Source organism: Nocardioides sp. YJ-D4, assembly GCF_054031495.1.
In genome coordinates this window covers 4,556,164-4,571,690 of record NZ_CM132932.1, presented here as the reverse complement: position 1 = coordinate 4,571,690, position 15,527 = coordinate 4,556,164, and the positions used below count along the sequence as shown (strand labels likewise).

At 70.0% G+C, this 15,527-nt stretch carries 15 protein-coding genes; all 15 read right to left on the bottom strand.

Translation table 11 applies throughout. The features are described from left to right. Positions 1–10 precede the first annotated feature (10 nt). A complete protein-coding gene (locus tag ACW14X_RS21930; protein ID WP_457163282.1) occupies positions 11–1,186 on the bottom strand; it encodes a thiolase C-terminal domain-containing protein in 1,176 nt (391 codons plus the stop codon). After that, the gene (locus tag ACW14X_RS21925; RefSeq protein ID WP_457163281.1) at positions 1,183–1,620 is read right to left on the bottom strand and encodes a Zn-ribbon domain-containing OB-fold protein; all 438 of its coding nucleotides are present in this window, start codon (positions 1,618–1,620) and stop codon (positions 1,183–1,185) included. Before ACW14X_RS21925 ends, ACW14X_RS21930 begins: the two co-directional genes overlap by 4 nt. Further along, positions 1,617–1,934 carry a hypothetical protein gene (locus ACW14X_RS21920; RefSeq protein ID WP_457163280.1) on the bottom strand — a complete coding sequence of 106 codons (318 nt, stop codon included), beginning with the start codon at positions 1,932–1,934 and terminating at the stop codon, positions 1,617–1,619. The genes ACW14X_RS21925 and ACW14X_RS21920 overlap by 4 nt, the downstream gene beginning before the upstream one ends. A 24-nt stretch (positions 1,935–1,958) precedes the next feature. Further along, the gene (locus ACW14X_RS21915; protein WP_457163279.1) at positions 1,959–3,443 is read right to left on the bottom strand and encodes an acetyl-CoA acetyltransferase; all 1,485 of its coding nucleotides are present in this window, start codon (positions 3,441–3,443) and stop codon (positions 1,959–1,961) included. Further along, positions 3,440–5,098 (bottom strand): FAD-dependent oxidoreductase, encoded by a 1,659-nt coding sequence (locus ACW14X_RS21910; RefSeq protein ID WP_457163278.1) that lies wholly within the window; start codon positions 5,096–5,098, stop codon positions 3,440–3,442. The genes ACW14X_RS21915 and ACW14X_RS21910 overlap by 4 nt, the downstream gene beginning before the upstream one ends. Before the next feature lie 9 nt (positions 5,099–5,107). Next, positions 5,108–6,226 (bottom strand): NDMA-dependent alcohol dehydrogenase, encoded by a 1,119-nt coding sequence (locus ACW14X_RS21905; RefSeq protein ID WP_457163277.1) that lies wholly within the window; start codon positions 6,224–6,226, stop codon positions 5,108–5,110. An 11-nt stretch (positions 6,227–6,237) separates the two neighbouring features. After that, positions 6,238–6,627 (bottom strand): SCP2 sterol-binding domain-containing protein, encoded by a 390-nt coding sequence (locus ACW14X_RS21900; RefSeq protein WP_091047968.1) that lies wholly within the window; start codon positions 6,625–6,627, stop codon positions 6,238–6,240. A gap of 46 nt (positions 6,628–6,673) precedes the next feature. Next, positions 6,674–7,891, bottom strand: a complete 1,218-nt coding sequence (locus ACW14X_RS21895) for a cytochrome P450 (protein ID WP_457163276.1) — start codon at positions 7,889–7,891, stop codon at positions 6,674–6,676. A gap of 24 nt (positions 7,892–7,915) precedes the next feature. Beyond that, entirely contained in the window at positions 7,916–8,128 is a 213-nt protein-coding gene (locus ACW14X_RS21890; protein ID WP_350713095.1) for a ferredoxin, read from the bottom strand. Positions 8,129–8,130: 2 nt separating this feature from the next. After that, positions 8,131–9,627, bottom strand: coding sequence for an aldehyde dehydrogenase family protein (locus ACW14X_RS21885; RefSeq protein WP_350713096.1), 1,497 nt, complete (start codon positions 9,625–9,627; stop codon positions 8,131–8,133). A 124-nt stretch (positions 9,628–9,751) separates the two neighbouring features. Further along, the gene (locus ACW14X_RS21880) at positions 9,752–10,633 is read right to left on the bottom strand and encodes an N-acetyltransferase family protein (protein ID WP_457163275.1); all 882 of its coding nucleotides are present in this window, start codon (positions 10,631–10,633) and stop codon (positions 9,752–9,754) included. After that, entirely contained in the window at positions 10,630–11,829 is a 1,200-nt protein-coding gene (locus ACW14X_RS21875) for an aromatic ring-hydroxylating oxygenase subunit alpha (protein ID WP_457163274.1), read from the bottom strand. Before ACW14X_RS21875 ends, ACW14X_RS21880 begins: the two co-directional genes overlap by 4 nt. Positions 11,830–11,907: 78 nt before the next feature. Then, positions 11,908–13,128, bottom strand: a complete 1,221-nt coding sequence (locus ACW14X_RS21870) for an NAD(P)/FAD-dependent oxidoreductase (RefSeq protein WP_457163273.1) — start codon at positions 13,126–13,128, stop codon at positions 11,908–11,910. A 1-nt stretch (position 13,129) separates the two neighbouring features. Next, entirely contained in the window at positions 13,130–13,936 is an 807-nt protein-coding gene (locus ACW14X_RS21865; protein WP_457163272.1) for an enoyl-CoA hydratase-related protein, read from the bottom strand. Between the two features lie 54 nt (positions 13,937–13,990). Beyond that, a complete protein-coding gene (locus tag ACW14X_RS21860) occupies positions 13,991–15,508 on the bottom strand; it encodes a class I adenylate-forming enzyme family protein (protein ID WP_457163271.1) in 1,518 nt (505 codons plus the stop codon). Positions 15,509–15,527 lie beyond the last annotated feature (19 nt).

Sequence of the window (15,527 nt, the reverse complement as noted above, 5' to 3'; positions counted from 1 at the left end):
GAGCTCCTTCTCAGAGGGTCTGTTCGCTGCCGAGGAGCACCGAGCTGACCAGCGGTGCCATCGGTCCGCCGATGAAGAGCGAGGTGTCGGCTCGGTCCACTTGGTTGGTCGAGGCGCCGCGGATCTGCCGCACGGCCTCCACGGCCAGGCCCATGCCGTTGACGAACGAGTCGGCGATGTTGCCGCCGGCGGTGTTCACCGGCAGCGAGCCGCCAGGGGCGGTGAGGTTCTCGACCGTCATCACCTCGGCGGCCGCCGGTCCGGGCGGGCAGAGCCCGTGGTCGATCAGGGAGGCGACCGCGGGCCCGCTGAAGTTCTCGTAGACCTGGACGACGTCGACCTCGGCCGGCTTCACCCGGGCCTGCGCCCACAGCCGCGAGGCGACGCCGGTCCCGGATGAGGAGTCGGCGAAGCCCGCCGAGGTGTAGGGCTCGTCGTTCTCGTTCAGCGCCGAGTAGCCGCCCGGTGCCCCTTGCGCGGCCCCCAGGACGTACGCCGCGGGGCGGCCCAGCGCGCGAGCGCGCTCGGCCGAGACCACGATGAGCGCGACCGCGCCGTCGTTCTCGCGCGAGCAGTCGAAGAGGTGGAACGGCTCGACGATGAACGGCGAGGCGTCGTAGCCGGCCTCGTCGAGCGGCTTGCCGTAGCCCGCGGCGCCCGGATTGTTCTGGGCGTGCTGGTAGGCGGCCAGGACGAGGTTGCGCATCGCGGAGCGGGGCACTCCGTCGTGCTCCAGCATCCGCTGCGTACGCAGGGCGCAAACGTGTGCCGGGGTGGCGACACCGTGCGGCAGGTAGTTGTTGTCGAAGTAGTACTTGGCGTAGCCGAGACGACCGGTCTCGCGCTGGGACATCCCGCGGAAGGCGACCACGCACTCGGCCTGGCCGGTGGCGACGGCGGCCGCCGCAGCGCCGATGGCGGCTGCCGCGCCACCTCCTCCCCCACCCCAGACCATGCTCGACCAGCGCAGCTCGCGCACACCCAGGTCGGCCGCGAGCACCGGCCCGCTGTTGTCGCCTCCGGCGTAGGAGGTGAACCCATCGATGTCGCGCGGTGAGATCCCCGCGTCGGCGCACGCCTCCAGGATCGCCTGGAGGACGAGCTCGCGCTCGCCGACGGGCGCCTTGCCCCGTGGGTGATGGATGTCGGCGACCCCTACGACCGCCGTGGCTCCGCGCAAGGTCATCGGTCCTCCCCTCCGGCGAGCTGCCAGCGGAGCACCGGCCACTCGGCGTTGTCGGGCTGATGGATCACGCCAGTGACCCGGTCGCCGATCGCCGGACGCGGATCCTCGCCGAGGAGGATTCCCAGCAGCCGCACCGGGGCGTCGTCGAGCTGCACCAGGACGGTGACGTACGGGACGGGGACGTCGAGCTCGCTCATGAATGCGCGTGCGCTGCGGACCCAGGTGTGCACGGTGCCCTCGGGCCTGACCTGCGACCACTCGGTCCGGAAGGACCAGCAACCGGAGCACATGACCCGGCCGAGCGCACGGCTCTGTCCGCAGGCGCCGCACCGCGGCAGCAGGAGACGGTCCTCGCGGAGCCCCTCCCAGAAGGGGCGGTCGCTGTCGTCGCCTGCGGGGCCGGTCGGGAGGACCTCGGTCGTGGCTGCGGTCATCCCTGGCTCGCCGGGTCGAAGTTCTCCAGCGAGTCGGCCTTCCAGACGCCGTCGACGAGGCCCCAGCCCGAGCGGAGGCCGATGGTGCCGTCGGGGGTGGTGTAGACGGCCTCGCCGACGCCACGCTCGCCGTCCACCACAGCCGAGCGGATTTCGGCACCATCGACCTGGGCGCCGGGGACCTGGACTCCTTCGAAGACCGCCGGGACCGAGCCCGGGGCCATGTCGGCGAGCACCGCCTTCATGTCGCCGGCGACGACGCCGTCGACATGGGCGCGGTAGATCGTCTCGAAGTCGGGTGCGGATGCAGTCATGGGGCTCTCCTCGGATAACGGGTTTCAGGACAGTTCGAAGGTGGCGTCGGCCGCGACGTCGAGCTTGGCCCCGGCCAGGTCCTCGGCCGCCAGACGCTCGGCGATCTCAGGTGCGTCCGACCGCGCCAGCGTCCGGCCACCTCCGGGCGTACGCAGCGCCGCCATCGCCGTCGTCGCCCAGCCGTCGCGGTCGTGGGCGACGGTCCAGGCCTCCAGCTCGGCGGGCCCGCTGTAGGCCGTGACCACCGGCGTGGGCGCGACCGCGTCGGCCTGCGCCTGCGCCGAGGCCCGGCGGAAGCCGTCGCCGGGGGTGGGCGCGTAGATGCCCACGGCGTGCTTGGTCAGGTAGCCGCTGTTGGCGGTGACCAGCCCGGGTCGCTGGGTCCGGCGCACCTCGCGCAGCATGGTGGCGATGGCGTGGGTGCTGTAGTTGTTCCACGGTCCGCCGGCGAAGGTGAGCCCGCCGGTGACCGTCAGCGGGCGGCCGGGGTCGTCCAGCGGCAGCCCGATCGCGTTCGCCGCGACCTGCACCGCCGACGGGAAGCAGGAGTAGAGGTCGACCGGGCCCAGATCGTCGAGCGAGAGACCGGCCAGGTCCAGTGCGGTGCGCGCGGCCGCAGCGATCGCGGGCGAGGCGTCGAGCCGCGGCCGCGCCGCGATCTGGGCGGTGTCGGAGGCCTCGCTCCCCGAGCGGAGGAAGACCCAGCGGTCCTCGGGCACGCCGTAGCGTCGGGCCGCCTCGACCGAGCAGACCAGCACCGCAGCCGCCTGCTCGACGCTGTTGTTGGAGTTCATCAGCTTCGTATAGGGCGAGGAGACCATCCGGTTGGCCGGCGACGCGGTGGCGATCTCCTCGGCGGTGCAGCGCCGCCGCACCCAGGCGTCGGGGTTGCCGACCGCGACCTCGTTGAACCTCGCCCACAACGCGGCGATGGCATCGCGGTGCTCGTCGGGAGTGCGCCCCGAGGCGATCCGGATCGCCTGCTCGAAGAGCGGATAGACGTACGCCGGGCGGTCGAGTCCCGCCGCGACCTCGGTCGAGTCCCGCATCGGCACGTCGGGACGGCTCTCGGGAACCGGCACGGAGTCGTCCTGCCGGGTCCAGTCCGGGCGCTCACCACGGGCTTTGAGCGCCATCCGGGTCCGCCACGCCTCGGCGCCACCGACCAGCACGACCTCGCAGCGTCCCGCGGCGATGTCCTCGGCGGCGTCGTTGACCAGCGCCTGCGGATGGCTGCCACCGTTGCCGGTGTAGACGGTGTGCCGCACCCAGGCCGCCAGCCGCTGGGCCACGAGCAGGCCCGGGTCGCGGTAGCGCCACGAGAGCATGCCGACGAGTCGGATCGAATCGAGCCGCTCGACCAGCTCGGCAGCACCCGCGTCCGCCGCGGCGAGCCGGGCCGCGCGGGCGATCATGTCGACCGGCTCCTCAGGCTCTACCCCGATCTCCGGGCGCTGGTTGAGCTGCCCGCCGCCGACGAGCACGGGAGTACGTGGGTCCAGGCTCATGCATCGGCTCCTGACCGCGCCACGGTGAGCATCTCCTCGATGTCGACCAGCTTCACGCGGGGCCGCCGGGCCGCACGGCCGGCACCGGTCTCATAGGTGTCGATCTGCCGCCAGCCCTCCAGCCCGACGTGGCCGGGCAGCCGCGACTCGATGTCGTCGGACGCCTGCTGGGGCGAGGGCAGGGTGCCCCCTTCGAAGTCGGCCAGCAGGTGTGCCACGGTCTCCCTGGCGCACTGCTTGTTGGTTCCGATGACCCCGCTCGGGCCCCGTTTGATCCAGCCGGCCACGAACAGACCCGAAACCGGCTCGCCGGCCTCGTGGACGCGACCGCCGGTGTTGGGCACCACGGCACGTACCTCGTCGAAGGGGACGCCCGGCACCGCGGACCCGCGGTAGCCGATCGAGCGGAAGACCAGGCCGCAGGCGAGCTCCTCGAGATCGTCGGTGGGCACCGGCCGGACCACTCCGGAGGAGTCCGCCTCGAGCCTGTTGTGCTGCAGCCGGATTCCCGCCACCCAGTCCTCGCCGAGGACGGCCTCGGGCGAGGCCAGGAAGCGCAGGACCACCCGCCGGGGCGCGGTCAGAGGACGCGATCCCAGCTCCTGCAGCAGGCGCTGCTTCTCGGCTGCGGCCGATCCGGGCTCGGCCTCGGCCGGGGTGAGCTCCTCGCTGCGTACGACGACGTCGATCCCGGGCGTCTGGATCAGGCCGAGCAGCTCCTTGGTGGTGAACGCCGCCTCCTGCGGTCCGCGCCGTCCGATCACGACGACCTCGCGGATGTTGCTCTCCCGCAGCTGCGCGAGCGCGTGGTCGGCGATGTCGGTGCCCGCCAGCCGCTCCGGGTCCGAGGCGAGGATCCGGGCGACGTCGAGGGCGACGTTTCCGTTACCCACGACGACGGCACGCTCGCTGGAGAGGTCGAAGGTGCGGTGGGCGAAGTCGGGATGGCCGTTGTACCAGCCGACCAGCTCGGTCGCCGAATGACTGCCCGGGAGATCCTCCCCCGGGATGCCGAGGCGCCGGTCGTCCAGAGCACCGACGGCGACGATCACGGCGTGGTACCGCGCGCGCAGCTCGTCGACGGTGATGTCCCGGCCCACCTCGGTGTTGAGGAAGAGCCGCAGGCCCTTGCGCTTCAGCGTCCGCGCGAACGCGACCGACGTCTGCTTGGTGTCCTGGTGATCGGGTGCGACCCCGAAGCGCACGAGCCCGCCCGGGATCGGCAGCCGTTCGTACATGTCCACGGCGACGTCGAGGCCGCGCCTGCTGAGCAGCTCCTCGGCCGCGTACGACGCCGCTGGACCGGATCCCACGATCGCCACCCGAAGCTGCTCCCCCGTCCGCCCGGCCCACGTGGTGGAACGGGACGCGACGGGCGCCTGTGCATAGTCGCGACGCCCATCGCCATCGAACCAGGAGGCGTTGATCCGTTCGTACGGCTCCTGGTCGGCGGCGAGGTCGTAGTCGGCGCTGATCGCTCCGACCGGGCACACCTCGACGCAGGCCCCGCAGTCGATGCACGCATCGGGGTCGATGTAGAGCATCTCGGCGGTGCCGTAGTCCGGCTCGTCCGGGGTCGGGTGGATGCAGTTGACCGGACAGACCGGTACGCAGCTGGCGTCGTTGCAGCAGGCTCGGGTGACGACGTGGGTCATGGCGACTCGTCAGGCCTTGAAGTCGATGACGCCGCGGAGGTTGAGCCCGGCGTGCATGTCCTCGTAGCCCTGGTTGATCTCCTCGAGGGCGTAGCGGCGGGTGATGAGCTCCTCGAGCTTGATGTTGCCCTCGCGCCACAGCTGCAGGATGTCCGGCACGGCACGGGTGGGCTGCATCATCCCGAACAGGGAGCCCTGGATCCGCTTCTGGTACATCGCCAGCTCGAAGAGGCTCACCGGGATGCCGTACTCGGTCACGTTGCACATACTGGTGAGCACGATGGTGCCCGCCTTGCGGGTCGCCGCGAAGGCCTCCGCGACGTGCTCGCCGTTGGCGACACCGACGGTGACGATCGCCGAGGCGGCGCCCTGACCGTTGGTGAGCTGCTGGGCGCGGTCGGTGGCCTGGGCGATGTTGACGAACGCCTCGGTCGCACCGAGCTCCAGCGCCTTCTCGCGGTGGAACTCCACCGGGTCGACGGCGAGGATGTGCGACGCACCGGCGAACTTGGCGCCCTGCACCGCGTTGATCCCGATGCCGCCGATCCCCATGATGACGACCACGTCACCGGGGCGGACCTGGGCCGCGTTGACCGAGGAGCCCCAGCCCGTCGGCACCCCGCAGCCGACCAGCGCGGCGATCTCGAGCGGGATGTCCTTGTCGATCTTGATCGCGCCCCACTCGGGCAGGATGGAGTACTCGGAGAACGTCGAGACCAGCGAGCACTGGCCGACGTCGGTGCCGTCCTCGGTGTGCAGGCGGAAGGTGCCGTCGAGCTGGGTGCCCAGCATCATGTAGGCGCCGTTGTCGCACAGGTTCTGCATGCCGCGCGCACACCACGTACACCGGCCGCAGCCGGGGATGAAGGCGGCGACCACGTGGTCACCGACCTCGAGATCGCGTACGCCGGGACCGACCTTCTCCACGACGCCGGCACCCTCGTGGCCACCCGCGAACGGGTAGGCCATCGCGGGGACGTCGCCCTGGGCGTAGTGGTCGTCGGAGTGGCACAGGCCCGCGTGCGAGAACCGCACCAGGACCTCGAACTCCTTGGGCTCGTCGACCTCGACCTCGATGATGTCCCACTTGCCGGGGCCGTCGAGAAGAACTGCTGCTCGTGACTTCATCGTTCAGTTCCTCACTCGAAGTCGATCTTCGCCATGGTTTCCTGGATGTACATGAACGCAGGCATGTTCTTGAGCATCTGCGCCATCTTGCCGCGCACGCGCAGCTTGCCCCGGGTCATCGCGACCGTCGGGTTGATGCTGCCGTCGAAGCAGCCCTTCCAGGTGTCGCTGGAGCCGCTGATCAGGAAGTCGGCGTTGTCGAGATCCTCCTGGGAAGCGTCGCGGACGCTGGTCACCTGGCCCTTGTCGAAGCTGACGAAGAACTGGCCCTCGAGCGGCGCCTCGTACTTGTAGGCCATGTCGAAGTCGATGTTCTTGCCCTTGTCGGCCCAGACCGGGTCGTTGTTGAGGGCATCGCCCATCGCCTGGTAGAACTCCACGGTTCCGAACTTGACGGTCATCTTGGGTACTCCTTTGGTTGGGATGCGAGATTGCGGGTACGACGGGTCAGATCGACTCGCCGAGGAAGAGCGGGAGCGAGACCACGCCCTTGACCTGGCTCAGGTGACGCTCAGGCGGGTTGTCGGGGTCGAGGCGGTAGTCCGGGATCCGCCGGTGGAGCTCCTCGAAGGCGACGCGCAGCTCGAGCCGCGCCAGGTGCGACCCGACGCAACGGTGGTTGCCGGCGCCGAAGGCGAGGTGCGGGTTGGGATCGCGGGTCAGGTCGACTACGTCGGCGTCGGGGTACACGCTGGTGTCGTGGTTGGCCGCGCCGAACGGGATCAGGATCTTGTCGCCCGCCCGCAGCTGTACGCCGTCGAGGACGTAGTCCTCCTTGACGACCCGGGCCGGGCAGACCGCCGACTCCCAGCGCAGCATCTCCTCGACCGCGGTGGGCACCAGCCCGGGGTCGTCGACGAGCTGCTTGCGTACCTCGGGGTGCTCGGCCAGATAGATGACCGAGTGGGCCAGCTGGCCCTGCACCGTGTGGAGCCCGCCGATGAGGAAGAGGAACAGGATGTTGAGCACCTCGAACTGGGTCAGCTCGCGGTCCTCGAACGTGCCGTTGATGAGGATCTGGGTGATGTCGTCGGCGTCACCGGACTCGGCGCGCTCGTCGATCATCTCGCCGAAGTAGGCGTAGACCTCCATGGCTGCCGCCATGCGCACCTCGGTGGCGCGCTCCTCACTGGCACCGGGCTCCCCCAGCACGATGGTGTCGGCCCAGTGGTTGAACTGGGCGCTGTCCTCGAGGTTCCAGCCCATCAGCGCCAGGAACACCCGGCTCGGGAACTCCTTCGCGAACGCCTGGATGAAGTCGACCTGCTCCTTCTCCAGCATCTGGTCGATCAGCTCGTTGGCGATGTCGCGGATCTGCGGCTCGAGCGCCGCCATCCGCTTCGGCGAGAAGAGCGGGTTGATCAGCTTGCGGTAGATGCCGTGGTCGGGCGGGTCGACCTCGATCGGGATCATCGGCCCGTCCTGCCCGATGGTGCCGGGCACGTTGACCGACTCGCTGGAGAAGACCGTCGGGTTCTTGAGGATCTCATGGATGTCGTCGTACTTCGTCGCGACCCAGTGCCCGCCGTAGTGCTTGCTGTGCGCGACGGGGCACTTGCTGCGCATCTCGTCGTAGACGTCATAGACGGTGTCGGCGATGTCGGGTGAGTGGATGTCGAAGTCGGTCTGGATCTCCGGGCTCTCGGCGTCCTTGAGCTCGCTCATGACGGTGTCTCCTTCTTCCGGTGGCTAGTGCGTGGCTGCGGAGGACGCGAACGCGATCGCGCGCTCCGGACAGTTGTTGACGGCGCGTTCGAGGGCGGCGGTGTCGCCGGGGGTCGTGGCCTCACCGACGACGACGCCGAAGCCTTCGTCGTCCGCGTCGAAGACGGCGGGCGCCAGCATGTAGCAGCGGCCGTGGCCCTTGCAGATCGTGCGGTCGATCGATGCCTGGCTGGTCATGGTCACTCCCACTCGCTGCCCACGACGCCGTACGCGCGCAGGTCGATGTCGGTGTCCAGCGCCGTGTAGAGGCTGCGGACCTTGGTGTAGGCCAGGAGGCCGTCGCGGCCGTTCTCCTGTCCGACGCCGCTCATCCCGCGCCCGGCGAGCGGAGTCTTGGTGACGTCGGCCTGGGCCGCGTCGTTGATCCAGGTCAGCCCGCCACGCATCCGCAGCGCGACCTCGCGGGCGCGCACCAGGTCGGTGCCCCACACCGCGGCGGCGAGGCCGTAGCGGGTGTCGTTGGCGATCCGAATCCCGTCCTCGACGTCGGAGTAGCGGATCACCGAGAGCACGGGCCCGAAGATCTCCTCGTGCGCGGCCGGGTTGTCGTTGTCGAGGTCGACCAGGACGGTCGGGCTGACGTAATGGCCTCCGGCGGGCAACCCGGTGGGGGCCTCGCCGCCGACGATCGCCCGGGCGCCTGCCTCCAGCCCGGCGGCGACGAACTTCTCGACCTTGATGCGGGCGGCGTCGGAGATGACCGGGCCCACGTCGGTGGTGAAGTCGGCTGCCGGACCGACGGTGAGCACCTTGGCGCGCTGCTCGAGCAGGTCGACGAACTCGTCGTAGCGTGAGTCCGGAACCAGCATCCTCGTCAGCGCCACGCAGGCCTGACCGGCGTGCATCATGCTGGAGAAGAGCATGCCGCGTACGGCCAGCTCGGCGTCGGCGTCGGGCAGCACCAGGCCGGCCGACTTGCCGCCGAGCTCGAGGATCACGTCCTTGGCGGTGGCGGCCGCAGAGGCCATCACCTGGGTGCCGACCGCGGTGCTGCCCGTGAAGCTGACCATGTCGACGTCGGGGTGGGCGACCAGGGCCTCACCGGCGATCCTGTCACCATGGACGAGGTTGATCACGCCGGCCGGGATGCCGGCCTCCAGGCTGGCGGCGGCGAGTGCCTCGGGCCCGATCGGGGTCAGGGGTGAGGGCTTCAGGACCACCGTGTTGCCGGCGAGCAGTGCGGGGGCGACTTTCCAGACGGTCATGAAGAGCGGGAAGTTGTAGGGCGTGAACGCCCCGACCACGCCGATCGGCTCGCGGTGCAGCTCCCACTGTCCCAGCGCCGGCCCGGCCTGGAGCGGGAAGGACTCCGGCGTCTCCAGGTGATGGGCCATGTCGGCGAAGTCGCGCAGGTGAGCGAGCGGTGCACCGACCTGGAGCATCGGGGCGAACCGCGCGGTTGCGCCGCTGTCCATGATCAGCTCCTCGACCAGGGTGTCGAACCGCTGCTCGAGCGCGCCCGCGAGCCGGCGCAGCGCTTCGGCGCGGTCCCCGACCGACATGCGGGCCCAGGGGCCCTCGAAGGCCGTCCGCGCAGCCCGGACAGCGGCGTCGACGGCAGCGGCGTCGGAGTCCGGCACCAGCCCGTAGACCTCGCCCGTGGACGGGTCATCGGCAGGGATCACGCCCTCGGCGTCGATCCACTCGCCGCCGATCAAGTTCTGGAATGCACGCATCACATGTCCTTCGTTCACTTGCCGCACGAGGGAGCCGGTGTGGCGCCCCTCACAGTCGCAAAACTTATACAATTAGGTTTACGTGGTCAATGCCCTACCCCGCACACGGCGTGGCGGCCAGTCCTCAGAGGGCCCTGACGTAGAGCAGGTCCGACTGGTCGTGCTGGAATCCGAGCGCCCGGGAAGCACCCACGAAGGCCTCGGACAGGGCATCGACGTACATCTGGGCGACCCGGGCGCCGTCGGCCTGGACCCGCAGGAGCGCGGTCGCGAGCAGGGCCCGGAGGTCGTCGGCGGCCATACCCGCGGTGTCGACTGCGATGCAGGCCGGATGGCCCGCTGGATCCTTCTCGTCGACGCCGACGAGGACGCTTCCGGCGGGCGCGACCAGACGGGTCCGCGCCCGCGCGAGCACAGACCGCTCCCCAGGCGCCATCGCGGCCAGATGGCCCTCGACCGTCTCGGCCGGACCGTCGAGGTCAGGCTCGACGGCCGGCTTCAGGTCCTCGCCGACGAACGGACGGGACCCGCCGATGAAGCGCAGGGTCTTGAAGAGCGCATGGTCGACCCGCGCGCCGAACCGACGTGCCATCCGCTCGGCGGCGGGGTGCGCGCCGTGCGCCCACGCCCGCAGACGGCGTACACCCTCGACAGAGGACCAGCCGGTGGGTTGCTCGTCGAGGAGCTCGGCCAGCAGCGTGGCGATGCCGTGGGAGCGGAACTCGGGTCGCACCACGAGCTGAACGTCGGCCACCTCCCCCCGCACATCGAGACGCAGGTACGCCACGACGGGCACGTCCGGCAGCCGGTCGAGCGCGACACTGCCCCGCTCGCCGGGTGGCGCGATCGAGACCAGCAGGTGGCAGACCTCCCCGCGATCCGCCGTGGTCGGGGTGGCCGTCGAGAAGCCGGCCTCGGCGTCGTACTCGACCGCATGCTCGAGCAGGCTCTCGACGTCCGCCAGCTCGTCGTCGGCCAGCTCGGCACGCCACGCGTAGGTGATCATGCCTGGCCCGTCTCGTTCGTCTCGGAGGTCTCGGCCAGGAGGCGTTTGAGCAGGCGTCGGAACACTTGGTTGGCGACCTCGTTGCGACCGAGCACCATCGACCCGGCATCGGCACTGCCCATCGCACTCTGGGAGTCGCGCAGCACCGGGAAGTCCTCGGCATGGAGCACCGCGAGCAGGATCTGCCAGTTCTTCTCCCACAGGTACTCCCAGCGTTCCTGGGTGATGCCGGCCTCGTCTGCGGACGGCACGATCAGGCGCATCTCCATGACGGAGTGCGTCGGCGAGGTCGGGTGCGGGCGGAAGGTGAGCAGCTGGAAGTGGTCGGGCTGCTTGAGCAGCGTGCTGTTCGGGCCGAGGAAGTGGGTCTCGGTCACGTCCTCGACGAGGCTGCGGTCGCCGGGCTCCTCCTCGAGCCAGCGGTCGATGCTCTTACGCGGGGCGATGAAGCGGCAGTGCCGATCGAAGTCCTCGAAGACCATCACGTTGGTGTGGATGTACTTCGCGGCGGAGTTCGGGTGGGCGTACTGGATGTGGTAGCCGTCGAGGAACGCGTCCTGCATCACCTTCCAGTTCACAGGTTCCTCAAAGCCCTCGGCCCGGATGCAGCCGAGTCCGCCTAGGTCGTAGCCGGCGAGGATCTCGTCCATCTCCGGACCCAGCCAGGCAGCGACATCGATCTCCGCGTCGGCGTTGTCGACGACCCAGATGAAGCCGTGGCGCTCCTCTGCGGGGAGCTCGACGAGGCCGTAGTCGGCCTGGTCGAGGTCACCGACGGTGGTGTCCCGCGTGATGGTGCGCAGCGTGCCGTCGATGTCGTAGGACCAGCGGTGATAGGGGCACGAGAAGAGCCGGCGCTTGCCGCACGGATCACCCTCCAGCAGCCCGCCGCGGTGGCGGCAGAGGTTGACCAGGGCCTTGACTCCGCCGTCGCGCTGACGAGTGATGATGATGTTGTTGCGTGGCAGTCGCACGGTCTTGAAGTCGTACGTCTTCGGGATCTCGGACCCGTGGGCGACGATCGTCGGCACCCGCCCGAAGATCAGGTCGCGCTCCCGGGCCGCCAGGTCGGGGTCGGTGAACTCGTGCGCCTCGAACGGCTCGACCTTCTCGAACTGGTCCGTCGTGTCGTTACGAAGGTGGTCCAGAGCACGCCTGATCCGCGCCTCGCGGTCGGTATGGACGTCGTCCGTCATGACGTACCTCCTCTTAACTAATGATTTTAGATATTACGAGTGATGACTGTACGCCGCCGGCCGGTCTGGCGCAGCGGGTCAGGTCCGAGCGGTGCCCTCGGGGCGGCGCAGCATCGACTGCCATGAGAGCCGGTCGGCGACAGCGGTGCGCAGCTTCATGAGCGGCCCGGTGCGGTCGAAACCGAAGGCGCCGACCAGCTGGCCGTCGTAGCGGTACTGGGCGAGGAACGGGTCGGTGGCGCCACCGTGGCCGATGAGCTCGACCTGATCGGCCGGCTCACCCAGGAGCTGGAGCTTGTGTCCGTACCACTCCGACCAGAAGTACGGAGTGATGCTGCACGGGCGGCGGTCGGTGGTCAGCGCGTTACGGACCACGAACTCGGCCTGCTCGCCGGTAGATGTCCAGTGCTCCATCCTGGTCGACCGCCCGTTCCACGGGTTGACCCAGCGGGCGACGTCGCCCACGGCATAGACCCCGGGAACCGTGCTCTCCAGGTAGGGAGAGCAGGCCACGCCGTCACTGATCGCCACCCCCGAGCCGCGCAGCCATGCGGTTGCGGGCTCGACGCCGATGCCCACGATCACCAGGTCGGCCGGCACCGTGGTGCCGTCACTGAGGGACACCTTCTCCGCCCGGCCCTGGCCACGGATCCGGCGCACCTTGGTGTGGGTGAGGAGCTCGACGTCGTACTGCCGGTGCAGATAGGCGAGACGCTCGGCGACGAGCGAGCCGACCGCGTCGACCAGCGGAAGCTCCCGGGCCTCGACCAGCGTCACCTCGGCGCCACGGGCGCGGGCGCTGGAAGCGACCTCGCCGCCGATGAACCCGGCCCCGACCACCACGACACGTGCGCCGGGCTCGAGCGCGGCTCGGATGGCTCGCGCCTGGTCCAGCGTACGCAGCGTGGTGACCCCGTCGAGCTCGGCACCGTCGACCTCGAGCGGTCGCGGCTGGGCACCGACGGCGATCACCAGCGCGTCGTAGTCGATATCCCACTTGTCGGTGCGGACCCGCCGGTTGCGCGAGTCCAGCGAGATCGCCTTCGTGCCGGTGAAGAGCTTCACGTCCTGCGAGTCGGGGTCGGGCAGGTGCCAGAACGGCGCCGGGTCCTCCTCCCCCGCCAGGAACTCCTTGGTGAGCGGCGGCCTGTCGTATGGTCCGTGCGGTTCCTCGCCGATCACGGTGATCTCGCCGGCGAAGCCGATCCGGCGGGCCTCCTCCACCACACGCGCGGCCCCCAGGGACGCGCCCACGATGACGAGCCGGCGGATCCCGTCGACCAGCTCGACGTCGGCCATGTCAGCGGCCCTTCCACTCGGGATTGCGTCTCTCCGCGAATGCCCGAGTGCCTTCCCTGAAGTCCTCCGAGCGCATGATCCGGGCCATCGCTCGGTCATTGATCTCCCAGGGCCCCCGGTCCCAGTCGGAGCCGGCCGCGAGAGTGCGGTGGACGGCCTCCTTGGTCGCGGCGACCGACAGCGGCGCGTTCGCGGCGATGCGGTCGGCGAGCTCCAGGGCGACCTCGAGAGCGGTGCCGGCGGGCGCGACCCGGTTGGCCAGGCCGAGCTCGACGGCCCGCTCCGCGCTCACCGGTTCACCGGTGAGCGCGATCTCGAGGGCGTGCTTGAGCGGCACCTGCCGCTGGGTACGGATGACCCCGCCGGCCGCCGCCATCAGGCCACGCTTGACCTCCGGCAGACCGAGCTTGGCCCCCTCGTCGATCACGGCGAGATCGGAGGCGAGAACGATCTCGGTGCCCCCACCCAGCGCGAACCCGTTGACCGCCGCGATCGTCGGGATCGAGACGTAATGACGTACGTAGCCGGCGAAGCCCCACTCCGGATGGTCGGGGTCGTCGACCCGCTCGTCCCGCGAGAGCGCCTTGAGGTCCGCGCCGGCACAGAACGCCCGCCCGGTTCCGGTGACCACGAGCACGCGTACGTCCTCGTCCGCGTCGGCCTCGGCCAGAGCCGCGCCGAGGCCGACCGAGACCGCCGAGTTGACCGCGTTCATCGCCTCCGCCCGACGGATGGTCGCCACAGCGACGTGGCCTCTGCGCTCCAGCGTGACGATCTGGTTGTCGGCTTCGACCGGGGCTGTGCTCATGGATGGCTTCCTTCTCGTCATACGTCGTGCATGGGCGGGCTGGCGGCGGACGGGTCAGCGGACCTTCTGGTACTGCTCGACCAGGTCGGCGTACTCCGTGCGGATGTCGGTCTTGCTGATCTTTCCGCTGGGCAGCCGCGGCAGCGGCTCGTCACGGAGCACCACGTAGCGGGGCACCTTGAAGTCGGCCAGCACCTTGGACGCCTCCCGGATCACGTCCTCCTCGGTGAGGTCACCGGAGGCCTGGATGATCGCGGCCGGCGTCTCGCCGAACTTCGGGTCGGTGGCCGCGATCACGGCGACCTCACCGACCCCGGGGATCGCGGCCAGGACCTGCTCCAGCTCGACCGGCGAGACGTTGATCCCGCCGGTGATGATCAGGTCCTTGAGGCGGTCGACGAACCTGATCCGACCATCCTCGTCGCAGACGCCGAGGTCGCCGGAGTGCAACCAGCCGTCCCGGAAGACCTGCGCGTTGATCTCCGGCGACTCCCAGTATCCGGGGGTGACGCCCGGCCCCTTGATCACCAGCTCACCGGTCTCGCCGGGAGCGGCGAACTCGCCGTCGGCGGTCATCACGGCGACCTCGGTGAAGATGTGCCCGGCGCCGCAGCTGTCGGGGTGGTCGCGGAACTCGCTGACCGGGGTCGAGGTCGCGATGCCGCCGGCCTCGGTCATCCCGTAGATCTGGCGTAGCGCGACGTCCTTCTTCGCCCACGCCTCCAGAAGGGTGCCTGGCACGGCCGCGCCGCCGACGACGGCGGTCGAGAGCGAGGACAGGTCGGCGTCGGCGAACTCCGGGGCCCCGGCGATCGCCTGGTAGATGAGCGGAACGCCGAAGATGGCCTCGACACGGTGCTCCTCGATGAGCTGGACCGCCCGCGAGGGCACCAGCTGCTTCTCGATCACGAGCTTGCCGCCGAGCACGGTCGACATCAGCATCCCCCACACCAGCCCCGGCGTGAACGCCAGCGGCAGCACCAGGAGCGCGATCGAGCCGCGGTGGAAACCCTCCTCGACGAGACTGGCCTCGAAGACGATGTTGAGCAGCGTCCGGTTGGTCAGCACGACACCCTTGGACCGGCCCGTGGACCCGCTGGTGAAGATGACGGAGATCGGGTCCTCCTCACCACGGTCGATGCGGAAGGTCTCGGCATCTCCGTCGCGCAGCGCGGTCAGGTCGGCGTAGGGGACCACCGCCACCGGGGACCCGCTCGCGCCGGCCTCGGTCGCGGTGCCGACGAGCGAGTCGTCGGTCACCACGGCGGTCGCGCCGGCGTCGTCGAGCACCTTGCGCAGCTCGGTGGCGGTGAACCGGCTGTTGAGCGGCACCAAGACGGCGCCGGCCTTCAGGATCCCGAACGCCGCGACCGGCCACGGGACGTCGTTCGGGGCCATCAGCCCCACCCGGTCACCGGGTCGGACACCGTCGGCCTGGAGGCGGAGCGCGAACCGGCTCGACCAGTGCTCGACGGTCGCGTAGTCGAGCGTCTCGTCCTCGAAGACGAAGGCTGGTGCGTGCGGCTGTGTCCGCGCCCACCAGGCAAGAGCCGAACCGATGGTTGCGCTCATGGCATCTCCTTCAATAAAC

What these genes read in the sequence shown, in the direction of transcription:
- ACW14X_RS21875 (WP_457163274.1), bottom strand. Translation starts at nt 11,829, where the DNA reads ATGACGGACGACGTCCATACCGACCGCGAGGCGCGGATCAGGCGTGCT.
- ACW14X_RS21885 (WP_350713096.1), bottom strand. Translation starts at nt 9,627, where the DNA reads ATGCGTGCATTCCAGAACTTGATCGGCGGCGAGTGGATCGACGCCGAG.
- ACW14X_RS21890 (WP_350713095.1), bottom strand. Translation starts at nt 8,128, where the DNA reads ATGACCAGCCAGGCATCGATCGACCGCACGATCTGCAAGGGCCACGGC.
- ACW14X_RS21860 (WP_457163271.1), bottom strand. Translation starts at nt 15,508, where the DNA reads ATGAGCGCAACCATCGGTTCGGCTCTTGCCTGGTGGGCGCGGACACAG.
- ACW14X_RS21870 (WP_457163273.1), bottom strand. Translation starts at nt 13,128, where the DNA reads ATGGCCGACGTCGAGCTGGTCGACGGGATCCGCCGGCTCGTCATCGTG.
- ACW14X_RS21900 (WP_091047968.1), bottom strand. Translation starts at nt 6,627, where the DNA reads ATGACCGTCAAGTTCGGAACCGTGGAGTTCTACCAGGCGATGGGCGAT.
- ACW14X_RS21905 (WP_457163277.1), bottom strand. Translation starts at nt 6,226, where the DNA reads ATGAAGTCACGAGCAGCAGTTCTTCTCGACGGCCCCGGCAAGTGGGAC.
- ACW14X_RS21915 (WP_457163279.1), bottom strand. Translation starts at nt 3,443, where the DNA reads ATGAGCCTGGACCCACGTACTCCCGTGCTCGTCGGCGGCGGGCAGCTC.
- ACW14X_RS21880 (WP_457163275.1), bottom strand. Translation starts at nt 10,633, where the DNA reads ATGATCACCTACGCGTGGCGTGCCGAGCTGGCCGACGACGAGCTGGCG.
- ACW14X_RS21920 (WP_457163280.1), bottom strand. Translation starts at nt 1,934, where the DNA reads ATGACTGCATCCGCACCCGACTTCGAGACGATCTACCGCGCCCATGTC.
- ACW14X_RS21925 (WP_457163281.1), bottom strand. Translation starts at nt 1,620, where the DNA reads ATGACCGCAGCCACGACCGAGGTCCTCCCGACCGGCCCCGCAGGCGAC.
- ACW14X_RS21865 (WP_457163272.1), bottom strand. Translation starts at nt 13,936, where the DNA reads ATGAGCACAGCCCCGGTCGAAGCCGACAACCAGATCGTCACGCTGGAG.
- ACW14X_RS21910 (WP_457163278.1), bottom strand. Translation starts at nt 5,098, where the DNA reads ATGACCCACGTCGTCACCCGAGCCTGCTGCAACGACGCCAGCTGCGTA.
- ACW14X_RS21930 (WP_457163282.1), bottom strand. Translation starts at nt 1,186, where the DNA reads ATGACCTTGCGCGGAGCCACGGCGGTCGTAGGGGTCGCCGACATCCAT.
- ACW14X_RS21895 (WP_457163276.1), bottom strand. Translation starts at nt 7,891, where the DNA reads ATGAGCGAGCTCAAGGACGCCGAGAGCCCGGAGATCCAGACCGACTTC.